The following is a 13,674-nucleotide window of genomic DNA, read 5'->3' on the forward strand; positions in this document are numbered from 1 at the left end:
CGTGGGTCGGATCACTCCGCCGAGACCCGGCCACGGCCGCCGCGCCGACCTAGACTCCGCACCGTCGGGCCCGGCGGCAGGGTTGCTGCCCGGGGTGGCGGAAGGTGTGGCGCTGCATGGACGCCGAGATGGTCGAGTCAGGCCCCAGCGGAACGACCCCCACTCCTGCGGCGCAGGTCGAGGGTGACGCGCTCGACGCGCAGGCGCCCCCGGAGCCGGAGGAGCTGGCGCTCGCCGCCGAGTTCTCGAGGGTGGATGCCCGGGAGGCCTGGCTCGGGCTCGTCGACCAGGTGGTGCGCAAGGCCGGGCGGATCCCGGGCGATGCCCCGGTGGGCGCGGGTTTCGAGGAGCTGACCTGGCGCACGCTCGACGGCATCCCGGTGCGGCCCCTCTACACGGCGGACGACACCTCCGGGGAGAGCGCGGGCGTGCCGGGCGCCGCCCCGTACGTGCGCGGCGGGCGCGCCGACGGCCCCGCCCCCGACGGATGGGACGTCCGGCAGCGCCACGCGGATCCGGACGCCGCCGCGGCCCAGGCCGCCGTGCTCGCGGACCTCGAGAACGGGGTGTCCTCGGTCTGGCTGGCCGTCGGTGCCGGCGGCACGGCTGTGGCCGACCTCGGCAGGGTGCTCGACGGGGTGCAGCTCGATCTCGCCCCCGTGGTGCTCGACGCGTCGGGGGACACCGCGGACACCGAGCTCGCCGCCGCGGGCGCGTTCCTCGAGCTGGCGGGCGAGCGGGGTGCCGGGCGGGACCTGCTCGGCACGCTCGGGCTCGATCCGGTCGGGCGGCGCGCCCGCACGGGCGAGGGGCCCGACCCCGACGCGGTCGTCCCCACCGCGATCAGGACGGCGTCGGAGTTCCCCCGGGTGCGGGTCGTCGTCGTGGACGCGCTGCCCGTGCACGGCGCCGGGGCGTCCGACGCGCAGGAGCTGGGCTTCTCGCTGGCCGCCGGGGTGGCGTACCTGCGGGCCCTCACCGGTGCCGGCCTCGACCTGGCCACGGCCGCGGGCCTGCTGGAGTTCCGCTACGCGGCCACCGCGGAGCAGTTCCCGACGATCGCGAAGCTGCGGGCGGCGCGGTTGCTGTGGTCTCGGGTCACCGAGGCGTGCGGGCAGGCGTTCCCGCAGGTCCAGCACGCGGTCGGGTCGCCGTCGATGCTGACCCGCCGCGACGTGCACGGGAACCTGCTTCGCGGAACGGTCGCGGGGTTCGCGGCCGGTGTCGGCGGCGCGGACGCGGTGACGGTGGCGCCGTTCGACGCAGCGGTGTGCGATCCGGGCTCGTTCTCACGGCGGATCGCGCGGAACACCCAGTCGCTCCTGGTGCAGGAGGCGCACCTTGCGCGGGTGGTGGACCCGGCGGGCGGGTCCTGGTTCGTGGAGTCGCTGACCCGGCAGCTCGCCGCGGCGGCCTGGGCGTTCTTCCAGGAGATCGAGGCGGCGGGCGGGGTGCTCGCGGCGCTCGACGCGGGCCTGGTGGCCGAGCGCGTCGAGCCGGTTCGCGGACGTCGCGCGGAGTCGGCGGCGCGGCGCACCGCGCCGATCGTCGGGGTGAGCGAGTTCGCCGACCTCACCGAGCCGGCGCTCGAACGCCGCCCTGCGTCGGAACCGCCGGCGGGCGGGCTGCCCCGGTTCCGGCCCGCCGAGCCGTACGAGGCGTTCCGGGATCGCTCCGACGCCCTGCTCGCGGAGACCGGGTCCCGGCCGCGCGCGTTCCTGGCCACGCTGGGCCCGCTGGCCGCGTACACGGCCCGGGCGGGTTTCGCGCGCAACCTGCTGCAGGCGGGCGGGATCGAGACCCCCGAGGCCGGTCCCACCGAGACCACCGAGGACGTGGTGGCGGCGTTCCGGGAGGCGGGCACGCCGGTGGCGGTGCTCTGCGCGAGCGACGCGCTCTACGACGAGCGGGCGCCGGACACGGTGGCGGTGCTGCGGGCGGCCGGGGCCCGGTACGTGCTGCTGGCGGGCAGGGCGGACGTTCCCGGGGTGGACGGGAACCTCGCCGCCGGCTGCGACGCGCCCGCCGTGATCGAGTCGGTCTACCGGGTGCTGGAGGTGCAGGCATGATCCCCGACTTCACACAGGTGCCGCTCGAGGGCGAGGCGCCGCGGGCGCAGGAGTGGGCGGGCGATGTGCCGGTGTGGGACTCGCCGGAGGGCATCGAGGTGAAGCCGCTCTACGCGGCGGCCGACCTCGCCGACGTCGACTTCCTGCACACCTTCCCGGGGATCGCGCCGTACCTGCGCGGCCCGTACCCGACGATGTACACCACGCAGCCGTGGACGATCCGGCAGTACGCGGGGTTCTCCACGGCGACGGAGTCGAACGCGTTCTACCGGCGCAACCTGGCGGCCGGTCAGAAGGGCCTGTCGATCGCCTTCGACCTGGCGACCCACCGGGGCTACGACTCCGACCACCCCCGGGTCGCCGGGGACGTCGGCATGGCCGGGGTGGCGATCGACTCGATCTACGACATGCGGCAGCTCTTCGACGGGATCCCGCTCGGGGAGATGTCGGTGTCGATGACGATGAACGGCGCCGTGCTGCCCGTGCTCGCGCTCTACATCGTCGCGGGCGAGGAGCAAGGGGTGCCGCACGAGCGGCTCACCGGGACCATCCAGAACGACATCCTCAAGGAGTTCATGGTCCGCAACACCTACATCTACCCGCCGCAGCCGTCGATGCAGATCATCTCCGACATCTTCGCCTACACCTCACGGGAGATGCCGCGGTTCAACTCGATCTCCATCTCCGGCTACCACATCCAGGAGGCCGGGGCCACCGCCGACCTGGAGCTGGCCTACACCCTGGCCGACGGGGTGGAGTACCTGCGCGCCGGCATCGACGCCGGGCTCGAGGTGGACGCGTTCGCACCGCGGTTGTCGTTCTTCTTCGGCATCGGGATGAACTTCTTCATGGAGGTCGCGAAGCTGCGGGCGGCCCGGCTGCTGTGGGCCAAGCTCGTCAAGCAGTTCGACCCGGTCGGCGACAAGTCGCTGTCCCTGCGCACGCACTGCCAGACCTCCGGGTGGTCGCTGACCGCGCAGGACGTCTACAACAACGTGATCCGCACCTGTGTGGAGGCGATGGCCGCCACCCAGGGGCACACCCAGTCCCTGCACACCAACGCCCTGGACGAGGCACTGGCGCTGCCCACCGACTTCTCCGCGCGCATCGCCCGCAACACCCAGCTGGTGCTGCAGCACGAGTCCGGCACCACGAAGGTGATCGACCCGTGGGGCGGCAGCTTCTACGTCGAGCGGCTGACCTACGACCTGGCGCGGCGGGCGTGGGCGCACATCACCGAGGTCGAGCGGGCCGGCGGGATGGCGCAGGCGATCGACGCCGGGATCCCGAAGCTGCGCGTGGAGGAGGCCGCGGCACGCACCCAGGCCCGGATCGACTCCGGGCGGCAGCCGGTGATCGGTGTCAACACCTACGTCGCCGACTCCGACGAGGACATCGAGGTGCTGAAGGTCGACAACGCCGGGGTGCGCCGCGAACAGCTGGAGAAGCTGCGCAGGCTGCGGGAGGAGCGCGACGACCGGGAGGTGGACGCCGCGCTGTCGGCGTTGACGAACGCGGCGGCGTCGATCAACGAGAGCTCCCCGCGTACCGAGGAGCAGAACCTCCTCGCGTTGTCGGTGGCGGCGGCGCGGGCCAAGGCCACGGTGGGGGAGATCTCCGACGCGCTGGAGAAGGTGTTCTCGCGCCATTCCGGCCAGATCCGCATCATCTCCGGTGTGTACGCGCACGAGGCCGGCCGGAACCCGGCGATCGACCGGGCCCGCGAGCTGGTCACCGAGTTCGCCGCCCAGGAGGGCCGCCAGCCCCGGATCCTGGTGGCGAAGGTCGGCCAGGACGGGCACGACCGCGGTCAGAAGGTGATCGCCACGGCGTTCGCCGACCTCGGCTTCGACGTCGACGTGGGCCCGCTGTTCTCCACCCCCGCAGAGGTGGCCCGCCAGGCCGTCGACGCGGACGTGCACGTGGTCGGGGTCAGCTCACTGGCCGCCGGGCACCTCACCCTGGTGCCCGAGCTGCGCGCCGAGCTCGCCCGGCTGGGCCGCGACGACATCACCATCGTCGTCGGCGGGGTCATCCCCCCGGCCGACCACGCCGCACTGCGGGAGGCCGGCGCCGCCGCGGTCTTCGGACCCGGCACCGTCATCGCCGAGGCCGCGGTGGACCTGCTCGGCACCCTCACGGCGAAGCTGCACGGCTAGTGCCCCGGGAAGTCGACGTCGCAGGCCTGGTCAAGGGCGTGCTGGACGGTTCACGGGGGATGCTCGCGCGGGCGATCACGCTCGTCGAGTCCCACCGGCCGGACCACCGGGAGGCGGCGCAGCAGCTCCTGATGGAGCTGCTGCCGCACTCCGGCGGGGCACGCCGGGTCGGGATCAGCGGCGTGCCCGGTGTCGGGAAGTCCACGTTCATCGAGGCGCTCGGCACCCGGCTCACCGGCGGCGGCGACATCGGGGGTCACCGCGTGGCGGTGCTCGCCGTCGACCCGTCCTCGACACGGACGAAGGGCTCGATCCTCGGCGACAAGACCCGCATGGCGCGCCTCGCGAGCGACGACAACGCGTTCGTGCGGCCCTCGCCGAGCGCGGGAACGCTCGGCGGTGTCGCCCGCGCCACCCGCGAGACGATCGTGCTGCTGGAGGCCGCCGGCTACGACGTCGTGCTGGTCGAAACGGTCGGGGTCGGCCAGTCCGAGGTGGCCGTCGCCGCGATGGTCGACACGTTCCTGCTGCTCACGATCGCCCGCACCGGTGACTCCCTGCAGGGGATCAAGAAGGGCATCCTGGAGATCGCCGACATCGTCGCGGTCAACAAGGCCGACGGCCCGCACGAGGCCGACGCCCGGGCCGCGGCCCGCGAGCTGCGGGGCGCGCTGCGCATGCTCACGCGGGAGGGACCGGCGTGGACCACGCCGGTCCTCACCTGCAGTGCCCGTACCGGCGCAGGGATGGACGAGGTGTGGACCGCGGTGCAGGACCACCGCGCCGCGCTGGAGGCCGCGGGCGAGCTGGATCGCCGCCGCGCCGACCAGCAGGTCGAGTGGATGTGGCGGGTGGTCCGCGACCGTCTGCTCGACCGCCTTCACTCCGACCCGGACGTCCGGGAGGCGCTCCCGGAGGTCGAGCGGGCGGTCCGCGACGGCGAGCTCACCCCCACCCTGGCCGCCCAGCGGCTCCTCGATCGCCTGGGCACCTGAACGGTCATACGGGCTGTCCGATCGGTCGGATGGTCAGGGTGTTGACGTCGACGTCCGCCGGCTGGTCGAGGGCGAAGCAGATGGACTCGGCGACGTGCTCGGGCGCCATGGCGAAGGAGGGCGCACTGCCGCTCTCCCAGAAGGGCGTGTCGATCATGCCCGGGTTGACGAGGGTGACCCCGATGCCCCGGGTCGTGGCGTGCATCCGCAGGTTCTCGGCGAGCCCGGTGACGGCCCACTTGGTGGCCGAGTAGAGGTTGGCGGGGGCGTTCTTCAGCCCGGCGACGCTGCCGATGAGCACCAGCCGCCCGCCGGTGGCCTCGAGGTGCGGCAGGGCCGCCCTGGCCAGCAGGGCAGGTCCCAGGACGTTGGTGAGGACCATCGGCGGCCACAGCGTCGGGTCGCCGTCGGCGAGGGTCGCGCCTGCCGTGCGCGCGCCGTCGCGGGACGCGAACCCGGCGTTGGCCACCGCGGCGTGCAGGGCGCCGAAGTGCTCCACGGTGCGGGCCACGGCGGATCGGGTGGCCTCCCAGTCGGCCGCGTCCGCGATGAGGCCCAGGAGCCGGTCGGGACGGTCGGCTGCCTTGAGGAAGGACTCGAGCTTGGCGTCGTCGCGACCGGTCACGGCGACGCGGTGGCCGCGGTCGAGGAGCAACCGCGCCGTGTGGGCGCCGATCCCGCTGGTCCCACCGGTGATCAGGACGGTCTTGCTGCTCATGGTTGTGCTCCTGGGTACTGGAGGTGTCGGCGAGGGGTCCACGGTGTGCCGGTCCGGCGTCTGCGTTCCGGACAACTCCAACACTCGTGTTGTCGATGTCGTCGAGCCTAGCCGCGACGGCGTCCAACGGCAACGTTGGCGTTGGGAACGCCTAGGATGCGGCGCATGGCATGGGACGTCGAGGGGACGAAGCGCCGCATCCACGAGGCGGCGGCGGCAGAGTTCGCCGCGCACGGCCCGGACGGCACGACCATCGACCGGATCGCGAAGCGGGCTCGGGTCAACCGGGAACGCGTCTACAACTACTTCGGCGACAAGTCGAACCTGTTCTCGGCGGTCATCCGCAGCGAACTGGACAAGATCGCCGACGCCGTACCGCTGGTCATCACCTGCACCGCGGACGTCGGCGAGTTCGCCGGCCGGACGTTCGACTACCAGCGGGCCCATCCCGGCCTGGCGCGACTGGTGCTGTGGGAGGGGCTGTCGGACACCGGCAGGGTCCCGGACGAGATCGCGCGCACCAAGCTGTACACCGCCAAGGCCGAGGCCATCGCAGCGGCCCAACAGGCCGGGCTGATCGACGACACGATCGATCCGGCCCACCTGATCTTCCTGGTCATCGCGCTGTCGAGCTACTGGTCCGCAGCACCGCAGATCGCCCGGATGCTGTCCGGCAGCGACGCACAGGACGGCGCCGAAGCCGCCCGCCGCCGTGCCGCCGTGGTCCACGCCGCCCGGCAGATCGCCGCGCCGCGAACGACGTGAGGCTGCGCGTCGGTCGGATGGTGGACGTGGCCGCCGACCGCGTCTCGGCGGAGGCCACCGGTTTGGTCGGCGCGTCCCGCTGGACGTCGGCGTGGCGAACCGATCTTGTCGCCCGGTCGGGTTAACGTCGCGGCGTGCTCGGGGTCAGTCACGCGTTGTCGGGAGCGGCCCTCGGGCTCGCGGTCGCGGGGTTCGTGCCCCAGCTGTTGGGGGAGCACCCGGACGCCGGCACCGTGCTGACCTTCACCGCGGTGTGCGCGGGCGCGGCGCTGCTGCCCGACCTCGACCACCCCTCGTCGATGGCCACCCGCCGGTTCTCGGCGGCGTCGTACGTCGCGAGCCACGTGGTGCGGCCGCTGTCGCGGCTCGTGTACGACCTGACGCGGGGGCGCCGCGACACCGGCCGCGGCTCCCACCGGGGCCTCACCCACACCGTCGTCGGGGCCGTGCTGCTCGGGCTGGCGGTGAACATGGCCTCGGCGCGGTTCGGCACGCCGGTGCTGGTCGGCACGCTGTTCGTGTGCCTCGCCCTGGCGATCAAGGGCCTCGACGCGCTGGTGCCGGGTCCGCCGTCCCTGGTGATCGCCGCCGGGCTCACCTACGCCATCGAGCAGGCCGTGCCGGGGGGAACGGCAGGCACGGCCGGGTGGTTGGGCACGGCCGTGACCCTGGGGATGGTGGTGCACTCCGTCGGCGATGCCATCACCGAGTCCGGTGCGCCGCTGCTGTGGCCGCTGCAGATCCGCAAGCGCCGCTGGTATCCGGTGGGCAGCCCGCGGCCGCTGCGGTTCCGCACCGGCGGCGCCGTCGAGGCCTGGCTGGTGGCGCCCGCGCTCACGGTGGCGGTGTTCCTGCTCATCGCCTTCGTGGTGCCGGGGGTGGCGCCCTGGTTGCTGGACATGCGGTCGCACGTGGAGCGGCTGGTCGCGGGCGGCTGACGGGCCGGACAGGGCGGGGGCGATGATTCCCGGTGTGATGATGCCCGGTGTGGACCCACCTCTCCCGAACCGGCCGGTGGTCGGGATCCTGCACCCCGGCGCGATGGGTGCCGCGCTCGGTTCGGCGTTGAAGGCGCGGGCGGGCACGGTGATCTGGGCCGCGGCCGGGCGCAGCCATGCCACGGCCAAGCGCGCGGAGCTCGCCGACCTCGTCGCCGTGCCCGACGTCACCGAGCTGGCCAGGCGGTCGCACCTGATCGTCTCGATCTGTCCGCCGCACGCGGCGGGCGCGGTCGCCGAGGAGGTTGCGGCCGCGCTGGCCGGCCGTCCCGACCCGCCGCTGTACGTCGACGCGAACGCGGTCGCCCCCGCCACCGTGCACGGTGTCGGCGCGCTGCTGGGTGCGCAGCGCGTGGTGGACGGGGCCGTGATCGGCCCGCCGGCGTGGGAGCCCGGCCGCACGGTGCTGTGGCTGTCGGGTGAGGCCGCGCCCGCGGTGGCGGACCTGTTCGCGGGTTCCCCCTTCACCGCCCGGGTGCTCGGCCCCGACCTCGGCTCGGCGAGCGCGCTCAAGGCCTGCTACGCCCTGCAGACCAAGGCCCTGCCGACGGTGTGGGCGGCGCTCGCCGAGGCAGCCGACGCCTACGGCGTGCGGGACGCGCTGCACGATCAGCTGGCCCGCGACGGGGTGGATCTCACCGCGCACCTGAACGCGCTGCGCGCTCGCGCGGGGTCGAAGGCGTGGCGATGGGCGGGCGAGATGGACGAGGCGGCGGCCACCCTCTCCGCGGTCGGTGTACCGGACGGCTTCTCCCGCGCGGCTGCGGAGGTGTACCGCCGCATGGCCGACGGCTCACGCTGACGGGTCCCGGGTTCCCGTGAGCCGCGGTCTGGTGTGCGGAGCGCGGACCGCCGCCGCACCGGAGGGGGGATGGAAGCGGCGGCGGTCTGCGCGGGGCCGGTGGCCCCGAGCCGGAGTGGTTGTCCGTCAGCCAGTCGTCGGATCGGTCGTTCGCACTCAGTCGTCGTCGCTGTCCGACCAGTCGCTGTCCGAATCGCCCTTCACGACCCATCCCCGGTTCCCGGGTGAGCTGCCGGACTCGTCGCTGGACGCGGCGAGGGCCGTTGGGGCGAGCAGCGCCAGCACCGCGCCGATCACGAGGCTGACCAGGGCTGTTGCTGCCAGACGCTTGCGTCGCATGGGCACAGCTTGACCGCCCGGGTCGGAGTCCGTCGCGGCCGAACGGCGGAATCCACCCGAAGAGGTCCCTCAGGCCGACGGGATCGGGTGATGGTGCCACTCAGCGTGGCCGCCGCGATCCCCTGATCCGGCGCGACGCCGCCCGGTCAGCGGCCGGTGAGCGCCACCTCGAACGAGTAGCGCGACGCCCGGTAGAGGTGGTCGCCGAACTCGACGACGAGCCCGCGGTCGTCGAACGTGGTGCGCCGCATCGTCAGCAACGGGGCGCCGCGTGTCTCGTCGAGGAGCTCGGCCTCGGCGGCGGTGGCCCGCCGGGCGCCGATGCTCTGGGTGGCGGAGGCGAGCGCCACCCCGGCCTCGCGGAGCAACTCGTAGAGCCCACGCCGTTCCAGGAGCTCTGGCTGCAGCGGCACGAGGTCGGCGCGGAGGTGGTTGCGCATGATCGCGAGGGGCTCGCCGTCTGCGCGGCGCAGCCTCTCCAGCATGACCACGGGCGTGCCCTCCGGCACCTCGAGCGCGGCCGCAATCGCACCGGACGCCGCCTCGACGGTGTGCGAGAGCACCGTGGTGGTCGGCCGCTGGCCAGAGCTCGTGAGATCGTCGAACAGGCTGGTGAGGCCGACCGGGCGGCGGACCCGCGCCCGCGCGACGTGGGTGCCGACGCCGCGCTTGCGGACCAGCAGCCCCTTGTCCACCAGGTACTGGATCGCCTGCCGCATGGTGGGGCGGGACAGCCCGAGCTCCTCGGCGAGTGCGATCTCGTTGTCCAGCCGCGATCCGGGCGGCAGCACGCCCGACTCGATGGCCTGCTCCAGCTGGCGCGCCACCTGGAAGTACAGCGGCACCGGGCTGGCGCGGTCCACCAGGACCTGCGGGCGGTCGGGCATCGCAGCCTCCTGTCCGTCGGTGCCGCCGACGTCGTGCCGTTGGTCCTGACAACCTAACGATCAGCGGGATCGCGAGGCTACCTGCGGCGGCAGACGAACTCCCCGTGCGTCGTCCTCGGGAACGCCGAGCCCTCGATGGCGAACCCCGCGCGTTCGATCAGTCCCTCGATGATCCAGGTGTAGGTCGAGAACTCCTCGCGGACGTGCGCCTCGAAGTCGGCCATGGTGAAGCCCGCCCCCTCGGGCCGGCCGAGCTCGTCGATCATCCGCTGGACCTGCTCCGCGTACTCGGCGGGCGGGAAGCTGAACATCAGGTCCCAGACGTAGAGCAGGCCGCCCGGGCGCAGGTACCCGGCGATCTTCAGCAGGGCCGCCTGCTTCCAGAAGTCGGGCAGTTGGTGCAGCGCCGACCGCGTGGTGACGACGTCGGCGGTCGGGCCCGCGTGCTCGTAGGACAGGAACCCGGCGTGGTGCAGCGACACGGCGACGCCTGCGTCGGCCGCGCGCCTGCGGGTGTACGCCAGCATCTCCTCGGCGACGTCCACGCCGTGGGCGTCGGCTCCGCGCCGGGCCGCCTCCACCACGAGCGAGCCGGTACCGCAGGCCAGGTCCACGAACCGGGTGCCAGGTCCGACGCCGAGCCGGTCGAGCAGCGCGTTGTCGCGCTCGGCGTCGGTGCCCTGGTTGCGGTCGTACCGGGCCACGGCCTCCGCGCCCGCCAGGTCGACGCCCACGGGGGAGAACTCGGGGAAGGTCCACGCCGCTGTCATGATCGCGACGTTAGCCGGACCCGCAGCTGGATTCATGATCACGTAGTTCGCCGCACGCCGGGTACTCGCCCCACGGGAGTCCGAACGATGAGCACTCGTGTCCACTGGCAGGCCCGCACGCCCGGCTGGCACAAGCCGCCCGGCACCGTCTACGTCGGCCGCCCGACCCGCTGGGGCAACCCCTTCGACCACCGGCGGACGGGAGGCGGTCGCGCCCGCGCCGTCGCTGCCTACCGCTCGTGGCTGCGCCGCCATCCCGAGATCGTCACCGCCGCCCGTGAGGAGCTCGCCGGGCGGCCCCTCGGCTGCTGGTGCCCGCCCGGCGAACCGTGCCACGCCGAGGTCCTGCTCGGCGTCGCCAACGGGTAGGAGGCCGGGTCAGCCCGAGGGGCCGAAGCGCTCCACGCGGATGCTCCCCGCGGCGACGCCGACCTCGGTCAGCACGGCCGTGGCCGCGTCGGCGAAGCCGGGGGAGCCGCACACGTAGACGGTCTCCCCGCCGCGCACGAGCGGCGCCACGTCGGCGACCGCCAGGCGGCCTGCGGTGCGGCCCGCGTCGGGCGGCGCCTGGCGGGTGTAGATCACCGTCGTCTCGGGGCCGGGCAGCTCGTCGGCGTAGTACAGGTCCTCGGGGGAGCGGGCGGAGACGATCAGTCGCACGAGGTCGGGGCGGCCCAGCCGGCGGGCGTGGCGCAGCATCGCCATCAGCGGGACCACCCCCGATCCGCCCCCGACGAGCAGTGCGGGCGCGCTGCCGTCCCAGCCGAAGTAGCCGATCGGGCCGCGGACCTCCAGCTCGTCGCCGGGCACGACGACGTCGTGCAGGAACTCAGAGACCTCGCCGTCGTCGAGCCGTTCGACGGTCAGCTCGATCTCGCCCGTCCCATCGGGGGCCGACGCGATGGAGTAGTCGCGGGACGCCGTGTAGCCGTCGGGTGCGGTGAGCCGCACGACGTAGTACTGCCCGGGCAGGTGGGGGCGCGGCTCGGGCAGCGCGAGCCGGAAGGTGCGGGCGCGCGGGGTCTCGTCCCGCACGGAGAGGACCTTCGCGGTCTGCCAGCGCAGGGTGCGGCGGTGGGTGGTGCCGCCAGGGGTCAGCGTCATCAGTCGCCGGCCATCAGTCGCCCTGGTAGCGCTGCTCGGTCCACGGGTCGCCGCGGTCGTGGTAGCCGTTGCGTTCCCAGAACCCCTGCTCGTCGTGGTCCATCAGGCGCAGGCCCGACACCCACTTCGCGCTCTTCCAGAAGTACAGGTGCGGCACCAGGAGCCGGGCGGGGCCGCCGTGGATCGTGCTGAGCGGCTTGCCGTCCGCGTCCCAGACGACCCAGGCCTTGCCGCCGGTGATGTCCTCGAGGGGCAGGTTGGTGGTGTAGCCGGTGTGCGACACCGCCATCACGTGGGTGGCGCTGCGCTGCGGCTTCGCGGCAGCCAGCAGCGTGTCGACCGAGACGCCGTCGAACGTCATCCCGAGCTTGGACCAGGTGGTCACGCAGTGGATGTCGCCCTCGTAGCGGGAGCGGGGGAGCGCGTGGATCTCGTCCCAGTTCCAGGTGACGGTGTTCTCGACCAGGCCCTCGATCGTGAACGTCCAGCGCTCGGTGGGGATGTTCGGGGTGGCCTCGGCGTGCAGCACCGGCCACTCGTCGCGCGCGTCGTACTGCCCGGGAGGCAGCCGCGGGTCGCGCTCGCGCCGCCGTCCGACGAATCCTCGGGTGATACCGGCCATGCTCTCCTCAACCTCCGCGACGTGGGTTCATTCCTGGGCCGGTCAGCGCGCCAGCGGCCGGGCGGTCGTCTCGGGGGGTGCCGCCATGGTGGGCCTGCGGGCACCGAGCCAGCCGAGCGCTGCCGCGAGGACGTCCTCGGCCACGGCACCCGGCCGGTCGGAACCGAACCGCCGCTGCGCCGCCGCGCGCAGCCGCACCCCGAGCACGGCCGTGCCGATCGCGGCGGCGGCGCCGACGAGGCCGGGGAGGGTCGGATCGTGCCCGTCGCGCCGGGCGACCGCCGCCGCCGACGTGGCGCCGGCGGCGGCCCGGGGGATCAGCCCCAGCGGCGCGAGGCGGCTCGGCACGCTCGGCAGCTTGTCGGCCACCAGCTCGCCTGCGGCGGCGATGCCCGAGAGCGTGCTGCCGGTGCGGCCGCCGAGCCGTGAGGCCACCGGGCCGGTGTCGTCGGGCCGGGAGGTGAGCGCCACCGCGGCGAGGCCGGTGGCGCTGCGTGACCCGCTGGACGCGCCGAGCGCGGCCGCCCGAAGCAGGGCCGCGGGGCTCGCCGGTGGCACCGCCTCGCGGCCCTCCGCCACCCGAGACACCGACACGAGCGTGGAGTGCGTCGTGAACCCGTACACGAGCGGCGGGATGATCTCGGCGAGCCGGTCGGCGCTGCGACGCGGGTCGACGATCCGCGCCACCGCCGACGGGCCTGCGCTCGCCGCGAGTGCGGCGACCCCGAGCAGCGGGCCGCTCACCGCGGCGGGTGGGCGCACCCCGGCCGCCCGCAGCACGCCGGCGAGCGCACCGACGCCCAGCCCCGCGGCAGCGCCCACGAGCAGGTCCGAGCGCCCGCGGGCCCGGGTCGTTCTCCCGGTCGAGTCGTCCAGGTAGCGGGTGGCGAGGTACGCACCCGCGCCGGCGGCGCCCGCCGCGCACCCACGCAGGAGTCCGGAGACCAGGGATTCCATGAGACCTCCGCTACCCGGCGAGCAGCGCCGGCAACCGGTCGAGCAGCGGCAACTGCCCTTTCGTGATCTTGCGACGAGCGGCGTCGATGCCGAACCACGCGGCCCGGTCGATCTCCGGGAACTCCTGCAACGCGCCCGACCGCGGGGGCCACTCCATGGCGAACGTGCCGGGGACGATCCGCTCGACGTCGAAGTCGGCGGCGAGGGCGAACGCGGTGATCCGCTTGCCCCCGGACAGCCGTACCTCGCCGAGCTCGACGAGCGGCCCGTCCGGCAGCGGCGCGCCGAGCTCCTCGGCGAACTCGCGGGCCGCCGCGGCCCGTGGGTCCTCGTCGGGGCCGTGCTCGCCCTTGGGGATCGACCAGGCCCCGTCGTCCTTGCGGGCCCAGAACGGCCCGCCCATGTGTCCGAGCAGCACCTCCGTGCCTTCCGGGCCCGGCCGGTGCAGCACCACTCCCGCGCTCCGCGTCGCTGCCACCCGAGGAGTGT

The 13,674-nt window shown here is 74.0% G+C and carries 15 protein-coding genes; 7 read left to right on the plus strand and 8 right to left on the minus strand.

The genetic code is table 11. The features are described from left to right. The first annotated feature begins 116 nt into the window (after positions 1-116). Genes FHX44_RS36260 through meaB form a run of 3 tightly spaced genes read left to right on the plus strand, consistent with a single transcriptional unit; the run spans position 117 to position 5,223 of the window. Positions 117-2,069: a methylmalonyl-CoA mutase family protein gene (locus FHX44_RS36260; protein WP_246170779.1), complete on the plus strand. Its 1,953-nt coding sequence runs from the start codon at positions 117-119 to the stop codon at positions 2,067-2,069. Beyond that, the gene (gene scpA, locus FHX44_RS36265) at positions 2,066-4,228 is read left to right on the plus strand and encodes a methylmalonyl-CoA mutase (protein ID WP_147259892.1); all 2,163 of its coding nucleotides are present in this window, start codon (positions 2,066-2,068) and stop codon (positions 4,226-4,228) included. Before FHX44_RS36260 ends, scpA begins: the two co-directional genes overlap by 4 nt. Next, entirely contained in the window at positions 4,228-5,223 is a 996-nt protein-coding gene (gene meaB / locus FHX44_RS36270; RefSeq protein WP_147259893.1) for a methylmalonyl Co-A mutase-associated GTPase MeaB, read from the plus strand. Before scpA ends, meaB begins: the two co-directional genes overlap by 1 nt. 4 nt (positions 5,224-5,227) lie before the next feature. Here the strand turns inward: meaB and FHX44_RS36275 are convergent, their stop codons facing one another. Then, positions 5,228-5,941, minus strand: a complete 714-nt coding sequence (locus FHX44_RS36275; protein WP_147259894.1) for an SDR family oxidoreductase — start codon at positions 5,939-5,941, stop codon at positions 5,228-5,230. Positions 5,942-6,106: 165 nt separating this feature from the next. Between FHX44_RS36275 and FHX44_RS36280 the strand changes: the two genes are divergently transcribed. The 3 genes from FHX44_RS36280 (at position 6,107) to FHX44_RS36290 (ending at position 8,506) form a co-directional block, all read left to right on the plus strand. Beyond that, on the plus strand, positions 6,107-6,706 hold the full coding sequence (locus FHX44_RS36280) for a TetR/AcrR family transcriptional regulator (protein ID WP_147259895.1): 600 nt from the start codon (positions 6,107-6,109) through the stop codon (positions 6,704-6,706). 134 nt (positions 6,707-6,840) lie between these two features. Then, positions 6,841-7,644: a metal-dependent hydrolase gene (locus FHX44_RS36285; protein WP_147259896.1), complete on the plus strand. Its 804-nt coding sequence runs from the start codon at positions 6,841-6,843 to the stop codon at positions 7,642-7,644. Between the two features lie 49 nt (positions 7,645-7,693). Further along, entirely contained in the window at positions 7,694-8,506 is an 813-nt protein-coding gene (locus tag FHX44_RS36290; RefSeq protein WP_246170780.1) for a DUF1932 domain-containing protein, read from the plus strand. A 156-nt stretch (positions 8,507-8,662) separates the two neighbouring features. On the opposite strand, the gene FHX44_RS36295 is transcribed toward FHX44_RS36290, so the two are convergent. From FHX44_RS36295 to FHX44_RS36305, 3 genes are all read right to left on the minus strand, one after another. Then, positions 8,663-8,845 (minus strand): hypothetical protein, encoded by a 183-nt coding sequence (locus FHX44_RS36295; RefSeq protein WP_147259897.1) that lies wholly within the window; start codon positions 8,843-8,845, stop codon positions 8,663-8,665. Between the two features lie 146 nt (positions 8,846-8,991). Then, positions 8,992-9,732, minus strand: coding sequence for a GntR family transcriptional regulator (locus FHX44_RS36300; protein WP_147259898.1), 741 nt, complete (start codon positions 9,730-9,732; stop codon positions 8,992-8,994). Between the two features lie 77 nt (positions 9,733-9,809). Beyond that, positions 9,810-10,502 (minus strand): class I SAM-dependent methyltransferase, encoded by a 693-nt coding sequence (locus FHX44_RS36305; protein WP_170309183.1) that lies wholly within the window; start codon positions 10,500-10,502, stop codon positions 9,810-9,812. A gap of 87 nt (positions 10,503-10,589) precedes the next feature. On the opposite strand from FHX44_RS36305, the gene FHX44_RS36310 reads away from it, so the two are divergent. Then, entirely contained in the window at positions 10,590-10,871 is a 282-nt protein-coding gene (locus FHX44_RS36310) for a DUF4326 domain-containing protein (RefSeq protein WP_147259900.1), read from the plus strand. 9 nt (positions 10,872-10,880) lie between these two features. Here FHX44_RS36310 and FHX44_RS36315 read toward each other — a convergent pair whose 3' ends face one another. From FHX44_RS36315 to FHX44_RS36330, 4 genes are read right to left on the minus strand one after another with little or no spacing between them, the layout of a single operon-like run. After that, positions 10,881-11,606, minus strand: a complete 726-nt coding sequence (locus FHX44_RS36315) for a ferredoxin reductase (RefSeq protein ID WP_147259901.1) — start codon at positions 11,604-11,606, stop codon at positions 10,881-10,883. Positions 11,607-11,619: 13 nt separating this feature from the next. Further along, positions 11,620-12,228: a sulfite oxidase-like oxidoreductase gene (locus FHX44_RS36320; protein ID WP_147259902.1), complete on the minus strand. Its 609-nt coding sequence runs from the start codon at positions 12,226-12,228 to the stop codon at positions 11,620-11,622. 42 nt (positions 12,229-12,270) lie between these two features. Next, a complete protein-coding gene (locus FHX44_RS36325) occupies positions 12,271-13,185 on the minus strand; it encodes a DUF4126 family protein (RefSeq protein ID WP_147259903.1) in 915 nt (304 codons plus the stop codon). Positions 13,186-13,195: 10 nt separating this feature from the next. Further along, positions 13,196-13,663: an NUDIX hydrolase gene (locus FHX44_RS36330; protein ID WP_147259904.1), complete on the minus strand. Its 468-nt coding sequence runs from the start codon at positions 13,661-13,663 to the stop codon at positions 13,196-13,198. Between the last annotated feature and the right edge of the window lie 11 nt (positions 13,664-13,674).

The organism is Pseudonocardia hierapolitana, assembly GCF_007994075.1.
GTDB lineage: Bacteria > Actinomycetota > Actinomycetes > Mycobacteriales > Pseudonocardiaceae > Pseudonocardia > Pseudonocardia hierapolitana.